A 20,706-nucleotide genomic window follows, 5' to 3' on the forward strand; every position below is an offset into this window, starting at 1 on the left:
AGGCGGTGCTATTCGGTGCCCGGTCCGACGTTGCGGCTGTTGCGGGTACGCAGGTCGCGCACGTAGTCGGCGGGGGCCCCGGCGATCTCCGCGGCGTCGGCCATCACCCCGAGGTAGCGGGCCGACGGCAGGCCGCCCTCGTACGCGTCGAGCACGTACAACCAGGCGAGTTCCGGTTCGCCGACGGTGTCCACGCGGACGCGGATCTTGCGGTGGATGCCGAGTTCGGAGCCCTCCCATCGGTCGAGGCTGACCTCGTCCTCCTCGGGGACGTCGTACAGCACGACGAACACCTTGGAATCGGGGTCCTCGACCACGGTGGCGAGTGCGCCCTCCCAGCCGATGTCCCCGCCACTGAACGTCAGTCGCCAGCCGTGCAGCCAGCCCGTCCCCGCCATCGGCGAATGAGGGCAGCGCTGCAACATCTGCTCGGGATGCATGTTGGACCCGTAGGCGGCATAGATCGACACGGCGGCAAGCCTAAACGGTGGCTAGTAATCTGTTGCATGCAGTGCACGACACGACGCGCTGCGATCGTAGGAAAAGCTGGCCGGAGACCCCGGTCGACAGGTGAATTGGAGGACAGATGACCCGAATCGTGATCATTGGTGGCGGGCCTGCCGGATACGAGGCAGCGTTGGTGGCCGCACAGCACGGCGCCTCCGTCTCCTTGATCGATTCGGACGGGGTGGGCGGCGCCTGCGTTCTGTTCGACTGCGTGCCGTCCAAGACCTTCATCGCCTCCACCGGAGTGCGCACCGACATGCGGCGCGCCACCGACCTGGGGATTGCGCTCGATCCCGAGCAGGCCACGGTCGCCCTGCCGAAGATCCACGCCCGTGTGAAGAGCCTCGCCCAGGCGCAGTCCTCCGACATCCGCACGCGGCTGCAGACCGTGGGTGTCGAACTGCTGTCGGGCACCGCCGAGCTCACCGACCAGCGGCTCGGCATGGCGTCGCATCAGGTGTGTGCGACCCTTGAGAACGGCGAGAAGAAGACGCTCGACGCCGACGTCGTCCTCATTGCCACAGGCGCGAGCCCCCGGGTGATCCCCGGGGCGGAGCCGGACGGCGAGCGGATCCTGACGTGGCGCGACCTCTACGACCTCGACGAGCTGCCCACGCACCTCGTCGTCGTCGGTTCCGGTGTGACCGGTGCCGAGTTCGTGTCCGCCTACACCGAGATGGGTGTCAAGGTCACCCTGGTGTCCAGCCGCGACCGCGTCCTGCCCGGTGAGGACGCCGACGCCGCCCTCGTTCTCGAGGACGTCCTCGCCGAACGCGGCGTCACCCTCGTCAAGCACGCCAGGGCCGACGCCGTCAAGCGCACCGAGGACGGCATCGTCGTCGTCCTCGCGGACGGCCGCACCGTCGAGGGCAGCCACGCCCTGATGACCGTCGGTTCGGTGCCCAACACGCAGGGCCTCGGGCTGGAGAAGGTCGGCATCGAGCTCGACAAGGGCGGATACCTGCGCGTGGACCGGGTGTCGCGGACGCCGGTGTCCGGGATCTACGCCGCGGGTGACTGCACCGGCCTGCTGCCGCTGGCGTCGGTCGCCGCCATGCAGGGCCGCATCGCGATGTACCACGCGCTCGGTGAGGGCGTCAGCCCCATCAAGCTGAAGACGGTGGCGTCGGCCGTGTTCACCCGCCCCGAGATCGCCACCGTCGGCGTCAGCCAGGCCGCGATCGACGACGGCGAGGTCCCGGCCCGCACCGTCATGCTCCCGCTCAACACCAACCCGCGCGCGAAGATGTCCGGGCTGCGCCGCGGTTTCGTGAAGATCTTCTGCCGTCCGGCCACCGGTGTGGTGATCGGCGGCGTGGTGGTGGCCCCCAACGGGTCGGAGCTGATCCTGCCCATCGCGATCGCCGTCCAGAACAACCTCACCGTCAATGATCTCGCCGCGACGTTCTCGGTGTACCCGTCGCTGACGGGGTCGATCACCGAGGCGGCTCGCCAGCTGATGCGGCACGACGACCTGGACTGATCCCGAAATGTGAGAATCGCATTTCACATAGTGGCTCCCGCGGTGAGATAGTCGAGGCACGGTCCGAAATCATCGGCCGTGCCTCGGCGCTCTCCCGCCCCGCAGACCCAGGACGGACAGGGTGTTCCTCACCTGATCTCCGCTTTGACGTGCCTCCTGGGAGTCGACATGCCGCAATCACTTGCCCGCCGCATGGAGGGGCTGCACAGCTCCGCCATCCGTGACCTTCTCACCCTCACCGCCCGGCCCGACGTGGTCAGTCTCGCGGGCGGGCTGCCGGATCCCGAATTCATTCCGCGGGAACGGATCCGGAAGGAAGCCGAACTCGCGCTCGCGGATCCGGCGTCCGTCCAGTACGGCGAGACCACCGGGCTGCGCAAGCTCCGCGACGTGCTCGCCGCCCGCGAGGGCGCGAAGATCGGCCGGCCGCTCGACGCCGCAGACGTCGTCGTCACGCACGGCTCGCAGCAGGCGCTGAGCCTGCTCGCACAGGTGCTGCTCGACCCCGGCGACGTCGTGATCGTCGAGGAACCCGCATACACCGGAGCGCTGCAGGTGTTCCGTGCCGCGGAGGCCGACGTCCGGTCCGTCCCACTCGACGCCGACGGCATCGACACCGCCGCCCTGCAGGGCATGCTCGAGACCGGACTGCGGCCCACGGTCGTCCACACGGTGAGCAATTTCCACAACCCGCGCGGCGTCGTCCTGGCGGCCGGTCGCCGGGAACACCTCGCCGCACTGGCCGATCGCTTCGGCTTCTGGGTGATCGAGGACGACCCGTACGGCGAACTCTTCTTCGACGGGCCGCCGCCCGCGCCCGTCGCGGCGCTGTCGGACCGGGTGATCCGGTTGTCGAGCGCCTCGAAGATCCTGGCACCCGCGCTGCGGGTCGGATGGCTGCACGGCGACCGGCGGGTGTGCGAGGCCGTCGAACTGCTCAAGCAGGGTGCGGACCTCTGCGGTTCGTCACTGACCCACCAGATCGCCGCCGGACTGCTGTCGGACGAGTCGTGGCTGGACCTGCACCTGGAGATGCTGCGCGCCCGCTACGGATCCCGGGCCCGGGCACTCGCCGACGGTGTCGCCTCGACGTTCGGCGACCGCGCCGGCGTATCCTCGGCCGTGGGCGGAATGTTCTGCTGGACCGAGTTCACAAGCGCCGACGTCGACACGGCGGCGCTGCTGCAGACCGCCGTCGAGCACGGCGTGGCCTTCGTCCCCGGATCGGCGTTCGGCGTCGCCGCGGAGCACCGGAGCGCTCTGCGGCTGTGCTTCGCGACCTGTTCGGAAGACGTGCTGACGGGTGCGGCGGCGAGGCTCGGCGACGCGTACGCCGATCACGCCCAGTCGTAGGTCCGCTCGACCGCCTTGTTCCACTCGGCGTACAGCCGGGTGCACTCGGCCTCGTCCATCCCGGGCTCCCAGGTCTTGTCGACGGCCCAGTTCGCGCGGATGTCGTCCTCGCTCTCCCAGAAGCCGACGGCCAGGCCCGCGGCGTACGCGGCGCCCAGCGCCGTCGTCTCGTTGACGACGGGCCGGATGACGGGCACCGCGAGGATGTCGGACTGGAACTGCATGAGCGTCTCGTTGACGACCATGCCGCCATCCACCTTGAGCGAGGCGAGTTCGACGCCCGAATCGGCGCGCATTGCCTCGATCACCTCACGGGTCTGATACGCGGTGGCCTCGAGGGCGGCCCTGGCGAGGTGGCCCTTGTTCACGAACCGGGTGAGCCCGACGATCGCCCCGCGGGCGTCGGGCCGCCAGCGGGGGGCGAACAACCCGGAGAACGCGGGCACGAAGTAGGCGCCGCCGTTGTCGTCGACGGACTTCGCCAGATCCTCGATGTCCTTGGCCGAACTGATGATTCCCAGGTTGTCGCGCAGCCACTGCACCAGCGAACCGGTGACGGCCACGGACCCCTCGAGCGCGTAGACGGCAGGTGCGTCGCCGATCTTGTAGCAGACGGTGGTGAGAAGGCCGTGCTTGCTGTGCACGGGTGTGGTTCCCGTGTTGAGCAGCAGGAAGTTCCCGGTCCCGTACGTGTTCTTCGCTTCGCCTTCGGACAGGCAGGCCTGCCCGAACGTCGCGGCCTGCTGATCGCCGAGGATCCCCGCGACGGGCACTCCCGGCAGCGTTCCCCGTTCGCGTCCGACGCCGTAGATCTCTGACGAGCTGCGGATCTCCGGCAGCATCGACATCGGGATGCCGAAATCGGCGCAGATCTCCGGATCCCAGTCGAGGGTCTCGAGATTCATCAACAGAGTGCGGGACGCGTTGGTGACATCCGTCACGTGGGTGCCCTCGGTGATGTGCCACAGAATCCAGCTGTCGATCGTGCCGAAGCAGAGCTCACCCGCCTCCGCCCTCTCGCGGGCGCCGTCGACGTTGTCGAGAATCCAGCGGACCTTCGGCCCCGAGAAATACGTGGACAGCGGTAGACCGGTGCGCTTCTGGTAGCGGCCCGGGCCCTCGTCGCCGCCGAGCTGCGTGCACAGCTCGTCGGTGCGCGTGTCCTGCCAGACGATGGCGTTGTACACGGGTTCTCCGGTGTTCCGGTCCCACACGACCGCCGTCTCGCGCTGATTGGTGATGCCGATCGCGGCGATGTCGCGTTTGGTGAGGTCGGCCTTCGCGAGCGCGGACGCCACCACCTCGCGGGTGTTGATCCACAGCTGCTGCGGGTCGTGCTCCACCCAGCCTGCGCGCGGAAAGAACTGCTCGTGTTCCTTCTGGGCGACGCTCACCACGGCGCCGTCGTGATCGAAGATCATGCAGCGGCTGGAGGTGGTGCCCTGGTCTATCGCGGCGATGTACTGAATCACACGCATGAAGCTACTAGCCTGGGCATGAATCCGTCGTCATCTCACAGGAGCCCGAGTTGAGTAGTCAGCCTGGTGTGCAGTTCCTCGGTCCCCGGCAGCGCGATGCCGCCTGGGACGAGCTGCAGACCGAACAGTTCGACGTCGTCGTGATCGGCGGTGGTGTGGTCGGTGCCGGTGCGGCCCTGGACGCGGCCACCCGCGGGCTGAAGGTGGCGTTGGTGGAGGCGCGCGACTACGCGTCCGGAACGTCGAGTCGCTCGTCGAAGATGTTCCACGGCGGGCTGCGCTATCTCGAGCAGCTCGAGTTCGGACTGGTCCGGGAGGCGCTCCGGGAGCGTGAGCTGTCGCTGACCACCCTCGCGCCGCACCTGGTGAAGCCGCTCAAGTTCCTGTTCCCGATCACCCACAGGCTGTGGGAGCGGCCCTACATGGCGGCAGGCATCTTCCTCTACGACCGGATGGGCGGCGCCAAATCGGTTCCACCGCAGAAGCATCTGACCCGCGCGGGTGCGCTGCGGATGGCGCCCGGGCTCAAGCGCAACTCGCTGTCCGGCGGCATCCAGTACTACGACACCGTCGTCGACGACGCCCGGCACACCATGACCGTCGCCCGCACCGCCGCCCACTACGGTGCGGTCGTGCGGACGTCGACGCAGGTGGTCGGTTTCCTGCGGGAGGCGGACCGGGTGTCCGGGGTGCGCATCCGGGACTGCGAGGACGGGCGCACCGCCGACGTGAAGGCGCACGTCGTCATCAACGCGACCGGGGTGTGGACCGACGAGATCCAGGCGCTGTCGCGGCAACGCGGCCGGTTCCGCGTCCGCGCGTCCAAGGGCGTCCACATCGTGGTGCCCCGCGACCGGATCGTCAGCGACGCCGCGATCATCCTCCGCACCGAGAAGTCGGTGCTGTTCGTCATCCCGTGGGGCAGTCACTGGATCATCGGCACCACCGACACGGACTGGAACCTCGACCTCGCGCATCCGGCGGCCACCAAGGCCGACATCGACTACATCCTCGGTCACGTCAACAAGGTGCTGGTGACGTCGCTGACCCACGACGACATCGACGGTGTCTATGCCGGTCTGCGTCCGCTGCTCGCCGGGGAGAGCGACGAGACGTCGAAGCTGTCGCGCGAGCACGCCGTCGCGCGCGTGGCACCGGGCCTCGTCGCCATCGCGGGCGGCAAGTACACCACCTACCGTGTGATGGCCGAGGACGCCGTGGATCTCGCGGCCGAGGACATTCCGGCGCGGATGGCGCCGTCCATCACCGAGAAGGTGCCGCTCGTGGGTGCGGACGGGTACTTCGCGCTGGTCAACCAGACCGTGCACCTCGGCCAGCTGTACGGGCTGCACCCGTATCGGGTGAAGCACCTGCTGGACCGTTACGGCTCGCTGATCGGCGAGGTGCTCGACCTGGCGTCCGAGAAGCCGGAACTTCTCCAGCCCCTCACCGACGCGCCCGCCTACCTGCAGGTCGAGGTCGTGTACGCGGCGGCGGCGGAGGGTGCGCTGCATCTCGACGACATCCTCGCCCGGCGCACCCGCATCGCGATCGAGTACTCGCATCGGGGTGTGAACTGCGCCGAGCAGGTGGCGCAACTGGTGGCTCCGGTCCTCGGCTGGGACGCCGACGACATCGACCGCGAGGTGAAGACGTACCAGGCGCGGGTGGAGGCGGAGGTGCAGTCGCAGGCGCAGCCGGACGACCTGTCCGCCGACGCGTTGCGGGCGGCAGCACCGGAATCGCGGGTCGAACTGCTCGAACCGCCGGTCAGTGTGTCAGAAATACCTTGATCACCACGACGGCCGCTGCGACGGCGGCGAGGCCGATCGCCGCCCAGTGGGTGCCGGACGTGACCTTCTCGCGGCGGAGATGGCTGATCACGTAACTGATCGACGCGATCCGGGTGATCATCACCAGCTCGGCGATCAACTGCGCCGTCCTCGGCTCGAGCCAGCCGATCAGCGCGGTGCACAGGATGATGCTGGGGACGACGGCCGACGTGAGGATGGGCAGGCTGTCGCGGAGTTCGCCGCTGCGTTCGGCTCGGGTGAGGGTGCGGTCGAGACGCAGTGTCTGGCCGACGGACTCGGCGAATATGTGCGCGAGGAAGGTGGACAGAGCGGCTCCGACGACGATCGCGATGCCGACGGTTTCCTGCGCCTTGGTGACGGGGATCAGCGCCGCGAGGACGAGGATGTTGCCGTAGATGTAGGCGCTGATGCGCCGGGCGACACGCTCGGTGTCGATCGGGGCGTCGGTTAGCTGCGCGGGGCGGTTGAAGAGCTTCGGAAGGTCCCACTCCATGGCCCCGAGCATTCCACGCGCACGCGGTCAGCGAGTGTGGACGAGCGATTTCGGTGCGTGTGCGGCGACGACCCCGGAGAGCGCCATGACGACGAGGGCTGAAACAGCGATGAATTCCATGTGATTCAGCGTCGTCCCGGAACCCGTGAGCAGTGTGGGCGTTGTCTGTGAGCTCGCTGGGAACTCAGTCTTTCGGGCTGTAGTGCTGGGGGTCGTCGCGCCGGTCGACCGGGGGAAGATTGCGCCGCGGGGTGTGGACGAGCGGCGCGTGCGTGGGGGCGCGTCCGGTCTCGCGGTCCCAGCCGGCGCGGGCACGCGGGTGGTACCGGTACCGCCAGGGGACGAGGCGGAAGACGGCGCTCACGGCGCGGCCGACGAGAGTGTGCAGGCGCTCGTCGCGTGTGGTCCAGCGGTAGCCGAGGAGGTCGCGGACCGATGGGTCGTACATGCCGACCGTCAGCCACACGAAGCCTTTCGCCACCGGGATGCGGAGGATCGCCCACACCGGGCCGGGCAGCCACGACAGGAACGGGGGAGCGCCGAGCCCGGACAGGTCGAGGACGTCGCGGGTGGCCTTGTTGTCCTCGAGCACGTTGCGGCACATGTGATCCCAGTACTCACAAAACGCCTCCCACGTCTCCGGGACGGGGCGCATGCTCATCCCGTACAGGCGGTACCACTGAATGTGCTCGGTGAAGAGGCGGCGCTTCTGGTCTTCGGTGAGGCCACCCATGAAATTGTCGCCGGTGAGGATGGTGCCCATGAAGAACGTGGCGTGCGCCCAGTAGAACGTGTCGGGGTCGAGGGCGTGGTACCTGCGGCCGTGTTTGTCGATTCCCTTGATGTTGTCGTGGTATCCCCGGACCTGCTCCGCGGTCTGCTGGGCGCGGTCGCCGTCGAAGACGACGCCGCCGATCGGGTACAGCGACCGGTAGAGCCGCTCCCACCGCTCGTCGAAGAAGCGGGAGTGTTCCTCGACGCCGGCGCCGAGACCGGGGTGCATGTTCTGCATCGACCCGGCCCACACGCCCTGCAGCATTCCGCGCCAGTCGCCGAAATACTTCCAGGTCAGCGAATCGGGGCCGAGGGGAACGGGAGCGGAGGCCGGGACGGGCGTACCGTCCGCGTTCAAGTGACTACGCACGTTGTCAGACTAGGATCTGACAACACGTGTAGTCAAGGATTGGGGCGAGAAGAGTGACGCTGGAGGACCGGCGGGAAGCACGTCGGAATTCGCTGCTGCGGGCGGGCGTCGCCCTGCTCGGTGCGGCGGACGGGCCCGCCGTGAACGTGCGCGCCGTCTGCCGTGCGGCATCGCTGACCGAACGGTACTTCTACGAGTCGTTCCGGGACCGGGACGAATTCGTGCGCGCGGTCTACACCGCGGTGGGAGACGAGGCGCAGGCCGCGCTCGTGGCGGCGGTGGCGTCCACCGAGACCGCACGCGAGCGCGCCGAGGCGGCCGTGGACGCGTTCGTGAAGCTGATGGTCGACGATCCCGCCATGGGCCGCGTCCTGCTGCTGGCGCCCTTGTCCGAACCCGCGCTGAGCAGGCGGGGCATCGACCTGATGCCCGGCTTCGTCGGACTCGTGCACGACCAGCTCTCCGCCGTCGACGACGAGGTGACGAAGCAACTCGTCGCCGTCGGAGTGGTGGGCGCCCTCACGACCCTGTTCATCGGATATCTCGACGGAACTGTTGCCGCGTCGCGCGAGCAATTCGTCGCGCATTGCGTCACTCTGGTGGTGGAGGCAAACAAGGCCGGCCACGAGTGAGGTGCGCATGCCGTTCCAGGTGTCCGTGGACGATCCGACTCGCCCGCAACCCGAACTCCGGGTACTCGACCGCAAGTTCTTCCAACTCGTCGGCGAATTCGTCTACGTCCACGGCGACACGGTGGTGACGGTGCCCGGCTGCGCCCCGATGCCGTGCCTGCTCCGCACGGATCTCGCGTCGATCCCCGCGCCGCTGCAGGGTCTGCTCACGCCGTACGGCCGGCAACTGCTTCCCGCGATCATGCACGACGACCTCTGCAAACGTGCGAGCGCGCTGGGGCAGGAGGGAAACACGCTGCGACGCCACGCGGACGAACTGTTCCGGCTCGCCCTGCTCGACGAAGGCGTCGGACCGTTCCGCAGCCGCATCTTCTGGGTCGGCGTCGAGGTCGGCCGGTTCTGGACGTTCACCGACGTCGTCCGGTTCCTGCTGATCACCCACCAGGTGCTCGGGATGCTGTGCTGGGTGGTGGGCGTGCCGTGGGCCGTGGCGACCTCGCATTTAGGCCTGGCCGCCCTCCTGCTCGCGGTGCCGGTGCTGCTATCGCTGTTGTGGCGCAGAGACTTTCCCGTCGCCCTGCTGGGCTGCATCCTGCTGCCCCTGATCGCGCCCACGTATCTGCTGACGATCGGCACAGCCGCGGTGCTGTGGGTGCCGGACGGTGCCGCCTGGCTGCTCGGCCGCAGGCGCACGCGCCGACCCCCGCCGCTCGGGCCGCCGACGACGGTCCTCCGCTAAACCACTTTTGGCGGTTGGCAGTACGTGCAGAAGAAGATCTCCTGGCGGCCGAGGTCGTGGCCTTCGATCACCGTCCCGCAGCGGCGGCACCGTTGTCCGGCCCGCCCGTACACCCACGGCCGGTGACGGATCGAGTTGTTCTTGTCGGCGTGAATCATGCGATGCGCGAGCGTGACCATTGCGGGCAGGTCGGTCACCTCGGCCGCCGGAGTGTACGGGTGGACGCCGCGGAGGAAGCAGACTTCGTTGCGGTACACGTTGCCGAGACCGGCCAGATTGCGTTGATCGGTGAGGGCGAGACCGATGGGCTGCTCGCCGGCCGCCCGCAGATTGCGGACCGCCGTGCCTGCATCCCAGTCCGGCCCCAGCAGGTCGGGGCCGAGGTGGCCGACCGCGAACTCCTCGTCGTCACGCTGGAGGATCTCGGTGATGCCCAGCGAGAACCCGACCGCCACCCGGTCCTCGGTGGCCAGCACGATGCGCGCCTGGTGCGCCGGACGCCGCCACCTCGAGTCCGGCGCGTAGATGTGCCACGCACCCTCCATCTTCAGGTGCGTGTGGATGGAGTGGTCGCCGACCCGGATGAGGAGGTGCTTTCCCCGGCTGACCACCTCGTCGACGAGCTGGCCGGACAGGTCGACGGTGGCGTACCGCGGGACCCGCACGTCGCACCGGGTCAGCACCTTGCCTTCGAGGGCGTCGCGCAGCGAGTTGGCGGTGCGCCAGACGGTGTCGCCTTCGGGCATGTCAGGCTCGCAACCGGAAACCGCGTGGAGTGGGCGAGAACCCGGCCTCGGTCAGGATCGGTGCGAAGTCGCTGCCGTGGATGGTGTCGCCGTCCACCTTCTCGACCACGATCCTGTCGATCCCACCGCGCTTGACGACCCCGGCGAGCGTGACGGCCGCGGTGCGGAGCACACCCGGGTCGTCGGTGAACGTGAGGACGGTGCGTCCGCCGCGTTCGACGAACAGGGTCAGCTCGCCCTCCACCAGCACCACCAGTCCGCCGGCCTTGCGTCCGGGCCGGTGCGCGGGCGCGTCGTCGCCGCGCCGCGGCCACGGCAGGGCCGCACCGTACGGGTTGGCGGGATCGCTGGCGGCGAGCGTCACGGCAGGCAGTGTGGTGTGCCTGCCCTCGAGCGAATCGCCGTAGCTCCGGAGCCGGTCCACCACGGGGGGAGTGGAGAACTGGGCACCGCCGAGCGACTCGACGAAGTGTCCCCGCCGGCAGCGGCCGTTGTCCTCGAACGTGCCCAGCACCTTGTACATCAGCGCGAAGCCGCCCGGAACGTTCTCGGTCATCACGGACCCGCGGGTCACCACCCCGTACCGCTCCAGCAGCAGTTCGGCGGTGGCGCTGGCCCGCAGCGTGGCATCGGATTCGGCGGCGGGGAGAATCGACCACCGTCCCCCGGCCGTGGGCGGTGCGGTGCGCACCGGGACCGTCAGACTGCGATACGCCCGGGCGCGCGGGGGACGTCGTGGCGACCGGTGGCTCGTGGTGGTCCTGGACGTGTCCGACAGCAGGGCGCGCACCGGAGCAAGGGTGTCGTTGCCGATGTGGCCCAGCCACACCAGATCCCACAAAGCGGTGGCCAGCGTGCTGTCGTCGGACATCTCGAGGGTGTCCGCAAGTTGCCGGAAGAAGAACGCGCCGCCGCCGGACAGCGTGTCGAGCACCCGGCGCTGCACGTCGGACAGGTCCGATTCCGCGGGCGTGGTCAGCGTGAGCGGTGCGGCGTCGGCGGGGTGGAGGCACACCCACCCGTCCTTCCCGGAGATGCTGCCCGCCCCCGACCACAACACCTCACCGGTGGACGTGAGTTCGTCGAGCATGGCGGGGGAGTAGTCGGCCACCCGCGACGGCAGGATCAGTGATTCGAGTGCCGACGCGGGAACCGGAACGCCGGCAAGCTGTTCCACGACGGTCGCGACGCCGTCGATACCGCGCAGTGTGCCCCCGACGTGCTGCCAGGCCGGGAGGAAGCGGCCGAGCGTCGCCGTGCTGACCGGCTCGACCTCCTGACGCGCCGCAGCCAGCGAGCGCCTGCGCAGACGTCGCAGGACCTCGGCATCGCACCATTCGCTGCCCGTCGCGCCGGGGCGGAACTCGCCCTCGACCACCCGCTTGCCCTGTGCGAGCCGCTGCAGGACGTCGCGGGCCACCGCCGAACCGAGACCGAAACGGGCCGCGGCGTCGGTGATCGTGAACGGGCCGTGGGTGCGGGCGTACCGGCTGATCAGATCGGCGAGCGGATCGTCGACGGGTTCGATGAACGCGGCGGGAACCCCGATGGGCAGCGGCACCCCGAGCCCGTCGCGCAGACGTGCCGCATCCTCGATGGCCGTCCACCATTCGCGACCGGCGAAGGACACGCTGAGCGCCCGCTTCGCACGCACGAGTTCGTCGAGCCAGGGGGCCGGATCGGCGGTCGACCGTGCGGCGACCTCGTCGGAGGTCAGCGGCCCCAGGAGACGCAGCAGGTCGGCGACGCCCTCGAGGTCCTTCGCCTTGCGGTCGGGGAGCAGTCGCTGGAGTTCGAGTTCGGCGCGGGCGATGACGTCGGCGTCGAGCAGTTCGCGCAGTTCCACCCGGCCGAGCAGTTCCGCCAGCAGCGTCGAGTCCAGGGACAGCGCAGCGGCCCGGCGTTCGGCGAGCGGGCTGTCGCCCTCGTACATGAACTCGCCGACGTAGTTGAACAGCAGGGCGCCGGCGAACGGTGACGGCGACTGCGTCTCCACCTCGACGATCCGGATCTGGCGACGCGCCAGCCGGCGGAGCAGGTCCTTCAGGGCCGGTAGGTCGTACACGTCCTGCAGGCACTCGCGGACGGTCTCGAGCAGGATCGGGAACGTCGGATACCGGCGGGCCACATCGAGCAACTGGGCGGACCGCTGCCGCTGCTGCCACAGCGGTGCGCGCTTTCCCGGGGTTCGTCGGGGCAGCAGCAGCGCCCGGGCCGCGCACTCACGGAACCGGGACGCGAACAGCGCCGACCCGCCGACCTGTTCGGTGACGATGTCCTCGATCTCGTCGGTGTCGAAGACGAAGAGGTCGGCGCCGGGCGGGGTGTCCTCGGTGTCGGGAAGGCGCACGATGATGCCGTCGTCGGACGCCGTCGCGTTCGAGTCGAGGCCGTAACGCTCGCTCAGCCGGGCACTCACGGCCAGCGCCCACGGAGCGTGAACGCGCTGGCCGTACGGCGAATGCAGGATCAGCCGCCAGTCGCCGAGTTCGTCGCGGAACCGTTCGACCACCAGGGTGCGGTCGGTGGGGACCTGCCCGGTGGCTGTCTTCTGCTCGGTGACGAGTTGCACGAGATTGTTCGTGGCGTTCTCGTCGAGCCCACCGGTCCGGCAGCGCTCCTGCACCTCGGTCTCGTGCCCGAGCGAGATCTCCCGCAGGAACTGTCCCAGCGCCTCGCCCAGCTCCGCAGGCCTGCCCAGACCGTCGCCGTGCCAGAACGGCAGCCGACCCGGCTGGCCGTAGGCGGGACTGACCAGCACCCGGTCGAACGTGATCTCCTCGATCCGCCAACTGGTGGCACCGAGCGCGAAGACGTCACCGACCCGCGACTCGTACACCATCTCCTCGTCGAGTTCGCCGACCCGGGACGCCTTCTCACCGACCATGTAGACGGTGAACAGACCGCGGTCGGGGATGGCGCCGCCCGACGTGACCGCCAGCCGCTGCGCGCCGGGGCGTCCGGTGAGCGTGTTGGCCTCGCGGTCCCAGACGAGGCGGGGCCGGAGTTCGGCGAACTCGTCGGACGGGTAGAGGCCCGCGAGAAGGTCGAGGGTGGACTCGTACGCCGAGCGCGGCAGCGTCGCGAAGGAACCGCTGCGCCGTACCGTCTCGAACCAGTCGTCCACGTCGAGCGGTTCGAGCGCGGTGGCCGCCACTGTGTGCTGGGCGAGGATGTCGAGCGGGTTGGCGGGAACGGCGAGCGCCTCGATCTTGCCGGTGACCATCCGCTCGACGGTGACGGCGCAGTGCACGAGATCGGTGCGGTGCTTCGGGAACACCACACCCCGGGAGATCTCCCCGACCTGGTGTCCGGCGCGGCCGACGCGCTGCAGACCGTTCGCCACGGACGGGGGCGCCTCCACCTGGATCACCAGATCGACGGCGCCCATGTCGATTCCGAGTTCGAGGCTGCTCGTCGCGACCACGCACCGCAGCCGCCCCGACTTCAGGTCGTCCTCGATCAGGGCCCGCTGGTCCTTGCTGACCGACCCGTGGTGGGCGCGGGCGAGCAGCGGGTCCGCACCGAAGTTGACCTCGGACGGGGTGCCGATCTGCGAGGCCGGTTTCGGGTTCTTGTCGACCGCTGTCCCGGCGCGTTCGGCGTAGATCTCGTTGAGTCGTGCGGTCAGGCGCTCGGCGAGCCGCCGCGAGTTCGCGAACACGATGGACGACCGGTGCGCCAGGACGAGATCGACGATCTGTTCCTCCACGTGCGGCCAGATCGACCCCGCCTGCGGGGTCGCCGAGGCCGAACCTTCGGCGGGCTCGGCGAGACCGAGTTCGGTCATGTCTTCCACCGGAACCTGCACGGTGAGGTCGAACGTCTTCGGCGACGGCGGTGCCACGATACGGATGGGCGCCGAGCCGGACAGGAACCGGCCCACCTCCTCGTGTGGCCGCACCGTCGCCGACAGCCCGATGCGCTGCGCCGGGGTGTCGAGAAGCCGGTCGAGGCGTTCGAGCGACAACGCCAGGTGCGCGCCGCGCTTCGTGCCGGCCACCGCGTGCACCTCGTCGACGATGACCGTGTCGACCTGCGTCAGCGTCTCGCGCGCGGCGGACGTCAGCATGAGGAACAGCGACTCGGGGGTGGTGATGAGGATGTCAGGCGGATTCTTGATCAGCGCGCGCCGGTCGCCGGCCGGTGTGTCGCCGGAGCGGACACCCACCGAGATCTCCGGCGGCGTGAGACCGAGCCGCTTGGCCGTCTGCGTTATCCCGACGAGCGGGGCCCGCAGGTTGCGCTCGACGTCGACACCGAGCGCCTTGAGCGGGGAGATGTAGAGGACCTTGGTCTTGCGGTCCTTCCCGTCCGTTGCGGCGAGTTGGTCGAGGGACCACAGGAACGCGGACAGCGTCTTGCCCGAACCGGTCGGGGCGACGACCAGCGTGTGCGCTCGGCTGGCGATCGACTCCCACGCACCGAGCTGCGCGGCCGTCGGCGCGGGAAACGCGCCGCCGAACCACTCGCGGGTGGCAGCGGTGAACCTGCCCAGGACGTCGGTCACCGTTCCATACTGCACCGGGGGTCCGACAGGCGGCGGGCACATGCTGTGCGGTCTCCCTGCGGTCCGCTGAATGTGTCGGTGGGGCACAGTATGATTCGAACATGAGTTCGACCGGGGGGCGGCAGATCAGGTGACGGAACACCTGACTGCGCTGGCTGCTGCCGTCACGGGATTGCTCGACGTGGACCTCACGGGTGTGTCGGATTCCGACGTGATGCTGACGATGCAGCAACTCGAGACTTCCCTCCGCCGCGCAGGCGCGGTCTCGCAGCGGCTGATCGTCGAGAGTGTCGAACACTCGCTGCCCGCGACGCTCGGCTACAACTCACCGAACAAGCTGCTGGTCGACGTGCTGCGCGTGTCGGCGTCGGACGCGTCGGCCCGGGTGTCGGCTGCCCGCAACCTCGGCGCCTGGCACACGCTGTCGGGCGACGACCTGCCGGCGGCACTTCCGGAAACGGCGGTCGCGCAACGCGACGGTGCCATCGGCTCCGATCACGCCCGGGCAGTCTCGAAGATCATGCGCAAGATCCCGCACGCCGTGTCGAACGCGGACGTCGCCGCAGCCGAAGCGATCCTGGCCGGGTGCGCGCGTGGCGGCACCCCGGAAGACGTCGAGAGTGCCGGTCACCGACTGCTCGCCTACCTCGATCCCGACGGTCGTCTCACGGACGATCGCGATCGGGCGGGCCGACGCGGCATCTCCCTCGGTCGTCAGGACACCGAACTGATGTCGAAGATCTCCGGCGAACTCGACCCCACCGCGCGCGCCCTCCTCGACCCGATCCTCGCGAAGTGGGCCCGCCCCGGCATGAACAATCCGGACGACCCGGAGTCACCACGCGGCGACGCCGAGGATCCGCTCATCGATCGTGAAGCGCTGGTCGCGGCGGCGGCGCGGGACACGCGCACCGCGGCGCAGCGGAACCATGACGCCCTGAGTGCGATGTTCAGGGTCGTGCTCGAATCTCGGATCCTGGGTCCGCACCGGGGTCTGCCCGTCACGGCGATCATCATCATGACGCTCGATCAACTCGAGAAGGCTGCGGGCGGAATGGCGACCACGGCGACGGGAGGTCTCCTTCCCCTCGACGACGCGCTGAAACTTGCTGAAAACGCCCACCCGGTGCTCGTCCTGTTCGACCATGACGGCAGGCCCCTGCATCTCGGACGGCTCCGACGGGTGGCCAGCGCGGACCAACGCCTCGCTCTCATTGCCGCCGAAGGTGGATGCACACGAGCGGGCTACGCGGGACGCACCGAATGGATACCGCCACCGCACATCGACCCGGAGGGGAAACCGCGAATCAATCACCGGCACCACACCGGTGAGCAGATCGATCGTGCTCGCCGGAGGCTCCGTGACCGGGTGCGCGCCGAGGACCGAGGGCCCTAGCCCAGGCCTGTGTTCACACCGTCGCGAGATCCGCGGCGGGTACTGCTGCCGGCGCGAACGACGGCAATGGCACCTCGACCGTCGACGGCTCGTGCTCGGACAGCGCCACATACGCGCCGACGGCGAGTAGCGCCACCGCAACGACGCGGATCATCCTGAACACGTTGTCTCGCTTCGGTCGAAGGGCGGTGCGCCACGGGTGGAGCCGTCAGACAGTAGACGACGGCACCGACAGGCACGCACGCGAAGCTCCGGCGACCGCGAACACGATGCCCGTGCACGGGATCCCGCCCGGCCAGGACCGTCAGAGGGGAGCGAGGCGGGCCCGGAGCAGGCAGAATTCGTTGCCTTCGGGATCGGCGAGGACGTGCCAGGGCTCTTCCCCGGTCTGGCCGATGTCGGCGGGGCGGGCGCCGAGTTTCAGGAGGCGTTCGAGTTCGGCGTCCTGATCGCGGTCGGTGGCGTTGACGTCGATGTGCAGCCGGGGTTTCCCGGGCTCCGGTACGTCGCGGCGGCTGAGGATGATCGTCGGCTGCGGGCCGCCGAACCCTTCGCGTGGCCCGATCTCGATGCTTCCGTCGCCCTCGCGGTCGAGCACCACGAAGTCCAGGACCTCGCACCAGAACCGGGCCAGCACCTCGGGGTCGCGGCAACCGAGCACGAGTTCACTGATGCGGCATGCCATGGACGAAACCCACTTTCAGCTTGGATCTGTCGGGATACGCGGAGCCACGCGCTAGTCGCGGCCGAGGCGCTGCAGCAACGCGGACTTGATCGCCGGACGTCCCGCTGCGACGAGTGTGAAGGTGGCTTCACGCATCAGTCGTTCCGCCGTATTTCCCACGAGCAGTGCGGAACTGCCCTTCGCGGTGACGAGGGCGGTGGCGGTACGGATGGCGAGTTCCGAAGCACGGGCGCGCGCTTCGGCGATCTCCGCCCGGCCTTCGAGTGCCGCGTTCAGGTCGAGACGTGCCCGGGCAGCCTGCTCCTCGAACGGGTCCGCGTCGACGCCGAGGGCTTCCAGTTCGCTGATCGCCCGCCGGGTGATTCCCATCGCCATGCATCCGTTGATCCACGACCCGAACAGTTGGCTCTTCGCGAAGTCCTCGGGGGAGACGACGGCGCTCACCAGATCCCGCGGTACGGCGAGCCCGTCGAATTTCAGCCGGACCGTGTTCGACCCCCGCGCCGCGATCAGCGGGAGTTCCTCGGCGGTGAGTCCGCGCAAAGGTTGTGCGGGAATGATGACGTGCACGATGGAGTCGTCGAATTCGTCGCGCGCCGATACCTGGAGCAGATCGACGATGCCCCAGCCGGTGACGAACGGCGACACCCCGTCGAGCACGTAGCCGTCGTCGACGCTGCGCGCCCACAGGGTGGGCGGGACGGGAATCGCTCCGGCCAGAGCGACGCCGGCCCGCACCGTGCCGTCGACGAGTCCGTCGAGGTACCGATCCTGCAGGGTCGTGTTCGGTGAACCGGCGAGACCGGCGACGACGCCGTGATGCTGCATCCACGTGAACGCCGTCGCGAGGCAACCGCCGCACAACGTCTCCATCACGTCGACCAGCACCGACGGCGTCACTCCCTCTTCGCCGGGTGCCGCGAGTCCGTAGAAGCCGTCGGCGGCGAGAGTCTCGAAGTGACTGTCGGGAATCTCGCCGTCGGCATCGACGCTGTCGGCCACCGGGAACAGCACGTTCTCGGCGATCTCACGCGCCATCTCGGTCCAGTTGCTCACGCCCCGAGAGTAGCCGGTCGACGCTGCCGATCAGGTGAACTCCACCCCCTGCGCGAGCGGGAGTCGATCGGAGTAATTGACGGTGTTCGTCGCGCGGCGCATGTAGGCCTTCCACGCGTCGGATCCGGACTCGCGTCCGCCGCCCGTCTCCTTCTCGCCGCCGAACGCCCCGCCGATCTCCGCCCCCGACGTGCCGATGTTGACGTTCGCGATGCCGCAGTCGGAACCGTCTGCCGCCAGGAACCTCTCGGCCTCGCGCTGATCGGTGGTGAAGATCGACGACGAGAGTCCCTGGGGCACTTCGTTGTGCAACGCGATCGCCTGGTCGAAGTCTTCGTAGGTGAGCACGTAGAGGATCGGTGCGAACGTCTCCTCCTGCACCACCGACGTCTGCGCGGGCATCCGGACGAGGGCGGGCGAGACGTAGTAGGCGGAGTCGCTGCCACCGCTGCGTTCGCCACCGCAGACGACGGTCCCGCCGTCGGCGCGGGCCTTGTCCAACGCGGTCTGCATGGCGTCGAACGCGGAGCGGTTCACCAGCGGACCGACGAGGACGCCGTCGTCGAACGGGTTCCCGACCTTCAGCTGGCCGTACGCCGAAGAGATGCGCTCCACCAGTTCGTCGGCGACGGACGAGTGCACGATCAGCCGTCGCAGCGACGTGCAGCGTTGTCCCGCGGTGCCCGCGGCGGAGAACACGACGCCCCGCACGGTCAGATCGAGATCGGCGGACGGTGCCACCACCGCCGCATTGTTGCCGCCCAGTTCGAGCAGGCATTTACCGAAGCGCGCGGCGACGCGCGGTCCCACGGCGCGACCCATCCGCACCGAACCGGTGGCGCTGACCAACGCGACGCGTGCGTCGTCGACGAGCCGTTCGCCGACGTCCCCCGCACCCTGGATCAGGGCGTGGATCCCGGCGGGTGCACCGACGTCCCGGGCGGCGCGCGCCAGCAGGGCGTCGCACGCGATCGCCGTCAGCGGCGTCCGGTCCGACGGCTTCCACACCACCGTGTCACCGCAGACCAGCGCGACCGCGGTGTTCCACGACCACACGGCCACCGGGAAGTTGAACGCCGAGATCACCCCGACGACTCCCAGCGGATGCCACGTCTCCATCAGCCGATGTCCCGGACGTTCCGACGCCATCGTCTTGCCGTACAACTGGCGGGACAGTCCGACCGCGAATTCGCAGATGTCGATCATCTCCTGCACTTCGCCCTGCGCCTCGGACGGAATCTTGCCTGCCTCGAGGGTGACCAGTTCCGCCAGATCGGTCTTGTGTTCCGTCAGGAGCTGACCCAGACGGCGCACCACGGCGCCGCGCTGGGGGGCAGGGACGGAACGCCATTCGAGGAAGGCCTCGTGGGCCGCGGTGATCGCCCGGTCCACGTCCTCCGCGCTGCTCGCCGTCACCGTGCGCAGTTCGGTCCCGGTGATCGGTGTGCGCGCGACGAGCGGTCCCCCGCCGTCGGTGATCTCGGCACCGCACCTGATCAGTGCTTGCTCGGCGCGTCGGCACAACTCCTCGGGGGCGGGAAGGTTCACGATGCTGTCCTCTCTCGGGAATGGTCCTGCTGCTGTCGGTAGAGCATGAACGGGTCGTGCACGGCCCGGCCGAGTGTCTCGGAGAGCCACGGTAGGTGGTCGGGGCCGGAGCCGACCGGCATCGGCGGGAAGTCCTCATAGAGGATCGGCTCCGCGCCGGTGCGGCGGTGCGTGAAGTACGCCAGCCCGCCGGCCTCCAGTTCCGCTTCCGTCTGCGGAATTTCGTCGTCGCCGTGGGCGGCGTACAGTTCCTGTCCTTCGGGTGTCAGTGCCATGCCACGTGATTCCGCCACGAGGACGCCGCCCGGTGTGCCGGCGGCGCCGAACGACACCCGTCGCACCAGGACGTCCGGGCCGCCCCGTGCGGGCCGAGGGCCGGTGCCGTCGATCCTTCTCAGGCCGTGCCGCGCCGACCGACGGCACAGGTCGTCGATGTCGAAGACTCGCGGTGCGAGGTGCACGACCCGCACGCCCGTGCGCCCACCGAGGCCGGCGGCGACGGGTGCGACGCGTTCGAGCGCGGAGAGCCAGGATCGGTCGGCCGCGGTGTCCGACGGTGCGAACGCCGTGACCGCGAGCGCGACGAACCGTTCCGCCGTCGGCGCGGTCAGCCCGCCCTCCTCGGTCGCGAGTGCGGCCAGGTGCAACAGCTCCGTGGGAAACACGCTGCGGGCGGCGAGGACATTCTCGAGGCGGTGCTGCAGATCACCGTCGAAGAACCGGCGATCGGCCGTGGTGAGCATCGACGTGAACATCCCGAACGGGTTGCGGGCCAGTTCGATCGGGTCGACGGGACGGAACCCCGTCGAGACGACGGGCGCCGGCTCGGGTGCGTCGCGCCGGTCGTAGCAGCCGACGGGGTGCATCCCGAAGCCCGAGAACAGGATGGCGGCCTGATGAAGCTCCGTGGGTCCGCCCAAGCGGATCGCGCCGTGGCGCTCCACGGTGATCCGGGCAAGGCCACCCCGGCGTTCGGCGCCGGCCGGGTTTCTCGCTGCGAAGTCCGCGTTGACCTCTTCGGCCACCTCGACCAGCGTGTCGTAGGCGGGCACCGTCCGGCCGTACGCCGCGCCCAGTGCGCGGGCGAAGCGGGCGCGGAGCTCCCACGTTTCAACCATGATG

17 protein-coding genes are annotated in these 20,706 nt (G+C 69.2%); 6 read left to right on the forward strand and 11 right to left on the reverse strand.

What is annotated here, in order from left to right; genetic code table 11:
- Positions 1 to 8 precede the first annotated feature (8 nt).
- Positions 9 to 470, reverse strand: coding sequence for a gamma-glutamylcyclotransferase family protein (locus tag JWS14_RS34070; protein WP_015890025.1), 462 nt, complete (start codon positions 468 to 470; stop codon positions 9 to 11).
- Positions 471 to 586: 116 nt separating this feature from the next.
- On the opposite strand from JWS14_RS34070, the gene JWS14_RS34075 reads away from it, so the two are divergent.
- Together JWS14_RS34075 and JWS14_RS34080 are read left to right on the forward strand one after the other, a co-directional pair.
- Positions 587 to 1,990, forward strand: coding sequence for an NAD(P)H-quinone dehydrogenase (locus JWS14_RS34075; protein ID WP_072949022.1), 1,404 nt, complete (start codon positions 587 to 589; stop codon positions 1,988 to 1,990).
- Positions 1,991 to 2,158: 168 nt separating this feature from the next.
- Positions 2,159 to 3,343, forward strand: a complete 1,185-nt coding sequence (locus tag JWS14_RS34080) for an aminotransferase-like domain-containing protein (protein WP_072949024.1) — start codon at positions 2,159 to 2,161, stop codon at positions 3,341 to 3,343.
- Here the strand turns inward: JWS14_RS34080 and glpK are convergent.
- Positions 3,328 to 4,821: a glycerol kinase GlpK gene (gene glpK, locus JWS14_RS34085; protein ID WP_072949026.1), complete on the reverse strand. Its 1,494-nt coding sequence runs from the start codon at positions 4,819 to 4,821 to the stop codon at positions 3,328 to 3,330. The two genes, JWS14_RS34080 and glpK, sit on opposite strands and share 16 nt — an antisense overlap.
- 50 nt (positions 4,822 to 4,871) lie before the next feature.
- Here glpK and glpD point away from each other — a divergent pair, with 50 nt between their 5' ends.
- The gene (glpD, locus tag JWS14_RS34090) at positions 4,872 to 6,614 is read left to right on the forward strand and encodes a glycerol-3-phosphate dehydrogenase (protein WP_072949028.1); all 1,743 of its coding nucleotides are present in this window, start codon (positions 4,872 to 4,874) and stop codon (positions 6,612 to 6,614) included.
- On the opposite strand, the gene JWS14_RS34095 is transcribed toward glpD, so the two are convergent.
- Positions 6,592 to 7,128 carry a hypothetical protein gene (locus JWS14_RS34095; RefSeq protein ID WP_095860872.1) on the reverse strand — a complete coding sequence of 179 codons (537 nt, stop codon included), beginning with the start codon at positions 7,126 to 7,128 and terminating at the stop codon, positions 6,592 to 6,594. The genes glpD and JWS14_RS34095 overlap by 23 nt on opposite strands.
- Before the next feature lie 184 nt (positions 7,129 to 7,312).
- A complete protein-coding gene (locus JWS14_RS34100) occupies positions 7,313 to 8,272 on the reverse strand; it encodes an oxygenase MpaB family protein (protein WP_072949032.1) in 960 nt (319 codons plus the stop codon).
- 53 nt (positions 8,273 to 8,325) lie between these two features.
- On the opposite strand from JWS14_RS34100, the gene JWS14_RS34105 reads away from it, so the two are divergent.
- Both JWS14_RS34105 and JWS14_RS34110 read left to right on the forward strand, forming a co-directional pair.
- Positions 8,326 to 8,904 carry a TetR/AcrR family transcriptional regulator gene (locus tag JWS14_RS34105; protein WP_072949034.1) on the forward strand — a complete coding sequence of 193 codons (579 nt, stop codon included), beginning with the start codon at positions 8,326 to 8,328 and terminating at the stop codon, positions 8,902 to 8,904.
- A gap of 7 nt (positions 8,905 to 8,911) precedes the next feature.
- A complete protein-coding gene (locus JWS14_RS34110; RefSeq protein ID WP_072949036.1) occupies positions 8,912 to 9,643 on the forward strand; it encodes a DUF1353 domain-containing protein in 732 nt (243 codons plus the stop codon).
- Here JWS14_RS34110 and JWS14_RS34115 read toward each other — a convergent pair.
- Entirely contained in the window at positions 9,640 to 10,389 is a 750-nt protein-coding gene (locus JWS14_RS34115) for a DNA-formamidopyrimidine glycosylase family protein (protein WP_095860871.1), read from the reverse strand. The genes JWS14_RS34110 and JWS14_RS34115 overlap by 4 nt on opposite strands.
- A 1-nt stretch (position 10,390) precedes the next feature.
- The gene (locus JWS14_RS34120; protein WP_206015215.1) at positions 10,391 to 14,899 is read right to left on the reverse strand and encodes an ATP-dependent helicase; all 4,509 of its coding nucleotides are present in this window, start codon (positions 14,897 to 14,899) and stop codon (positions 10,391 to 10,393) included.
- A gap of 130 nt (positions 14,900 to 15,029) precedes the next feature.
- On the opposite strand from JWS14_RS34120, the gene JWS14_RS34125 reads away from it, so the two are divergent.
- Positions 15,030 to 16,295 carry a DUF222 domain-containing protein gene (locus tag JWS14_RS34125; protein ID WP_206015216.1) on the forward strand — a complete coding sequence of 422 codons (1,266 nt, stop codon included), beginning with the start codon at positions 15,030 to 15,032 and terminating at the stop codon, positions 16,293 to 16,295.
- Positions 16,296 to 16,308: 13 nt separating this feature from the next.
- Here JWS14_RS34125 and JWS14_RS34130 read toward each other — a convergent pair whose 3' ends face one another.
- The 5 genes from JWS14_RS34130 to JWS14_RS34150 all read right to left on the reverse strand — a co-directional run bounded on the left by JWS14_RS34130 (position 16,309) and on the right by JWS14_RS34150 (position 20,702).
- A complete protein-coding gene (locus JWS14_RS34130; protein WP_167372161.1) occupies positions 16,309 to 16,449 on the reverse strand; it encodes a hypothetical protein in 141 nt (46 codons plus the stop codon).
- 150 nt (positions 16,450 to 16,599) lie between these two features.
- Positions 16,600 to 16,980 (reverse strand): VOC family protein, encoded by a 381-nt coding sequence (locus tag JWS14_RS34135; protein ID WP_072949041.1) that lies wholly within the window; start codon positions 16,978 to 16,980, stop codon positions 16,600 to 16,602.
- Between the two features lie 51 nt (positions 16,981 to 17,031).
- Positions 17,032 to 18,036: an acyl-CoA dehydrogenase family protein gene (locus JWS14_RS34140; RefSeq protein ID WP_083395564.1), complete on the reverse strand. Its 1,005-nt coding sequence runs from the start codon at positions 18,034 to 18,036 to the stop codon at positions 17,032 to 17,034.
- Positions 18,037 to 18,066: 30 nt separating this feature from the next.
- Positions 18,067 to 19,584 (reverse strand): L-piperidine-6-carboxylate dehydrogenase, encoded by a 1,518-nt coding sequence (gene amaB / locus JWS14_RS34145; protein ID WP_072949043.1) that lies wholly within the window; start codon positions 19,582 to 19,584, stop codon positions 18,067 to 18,069.
- A complete protein-coding gene (locus JWS14_RS34150; RefSeq protein ID WP_095860869.1) occupies positions 19,581 to 20,702 on the reverse strand; it encodes a 2-oxoadipate dioxygenase/decarboxylase family protein in 1,122 nt (373 codons plus the stop codon). The genes amaB and JWS14_RS34150 overlap by 4 nt, the downstream gene beginning before the upstream one ends.
- Positions 20,703 to 20,706 lie beyond the last annotated feature (4 nt).

This window comes from Rhodococcus koreensis (assembly GCF_017068375.1).
GTDB lineage: Bacteria > Actinomycetota > Actinomycetes > Mycobacteriales > Mycobacteriaceae > Rhodococcus_F > Rhodococcus_F koreensis.

What these genes read in the sequence shown, in the direction of transcription:
- JWS14_RS34075 (WP_072949022.1), top strand. Translation starts at nt 587, where the DNA reads ATGACCCGAATCGTGATCATTGGTGGCGGGCCTGCCGGATACGAGGCA.
- JWS14_RS34080 (WP_072949024.1), top strand. Translation starts at nt 2,159, where the DNA reads ATGCCGCAATCACTTGCCCGCCGCATGGAGGGGCTGCACAGCTCCGCC.
- glpK (WP_072949026.1), bottom strand. Translation starts at nt 4,821, where the DNA reads ATGCGTGTGATTCAGTACATCGCCGCGATAGACCAGGGCACCACCTCC.
- JWS14_RS34095 (WP_095860872.1), bottom strand. Translation starts at nt 7,128, where the DNA reads ATGGAGTGGGACCTTCCGAAGCTCTTCAACCGCCCCGCGCAGCTAACC.
- JWS14_RS34110 (WP_072949036.1), top strand. Translation starts at nt 8,912, where the DNA reads ATGCCGTTCCAGGTGTCCGTGGACGATCCGACTCGCCCGCAACCCGAA.
- JWS14_RS34115 (WP_095860871.1), bottom strand. Translation starts at nt 10,389, where the DNA reads ATGCCCGAAGGCGACACCGTCTGGCGCACCGCCAACTCGCTGCGCGAC.
- JWS14_RS34130 (WP_167372161.1), bottom strand. Translation starts at nt 16,449, where the DNA reads ATGATCCGCGTCGTTGCGGTGGCGCTACTCGCCGTCGGCGCGTATGTG.
- JWS14_RS34135 (WP_072949041.1), bottom strand. Translation starts at nt 16,980, where the DNA reads ATGGCATGCCGCATCAGTGAACTCGTGCTCGGTTGCCGCGACCCCGAG.
- JWS14_RS34150 (WP_095860869.1), bottom strand. Translation starts at nt 20,702, where the DNA reads ATGGTTGAAACGTGGGAGCTCCGCGCCCGCTTCGCCCGCGCACTGGGC.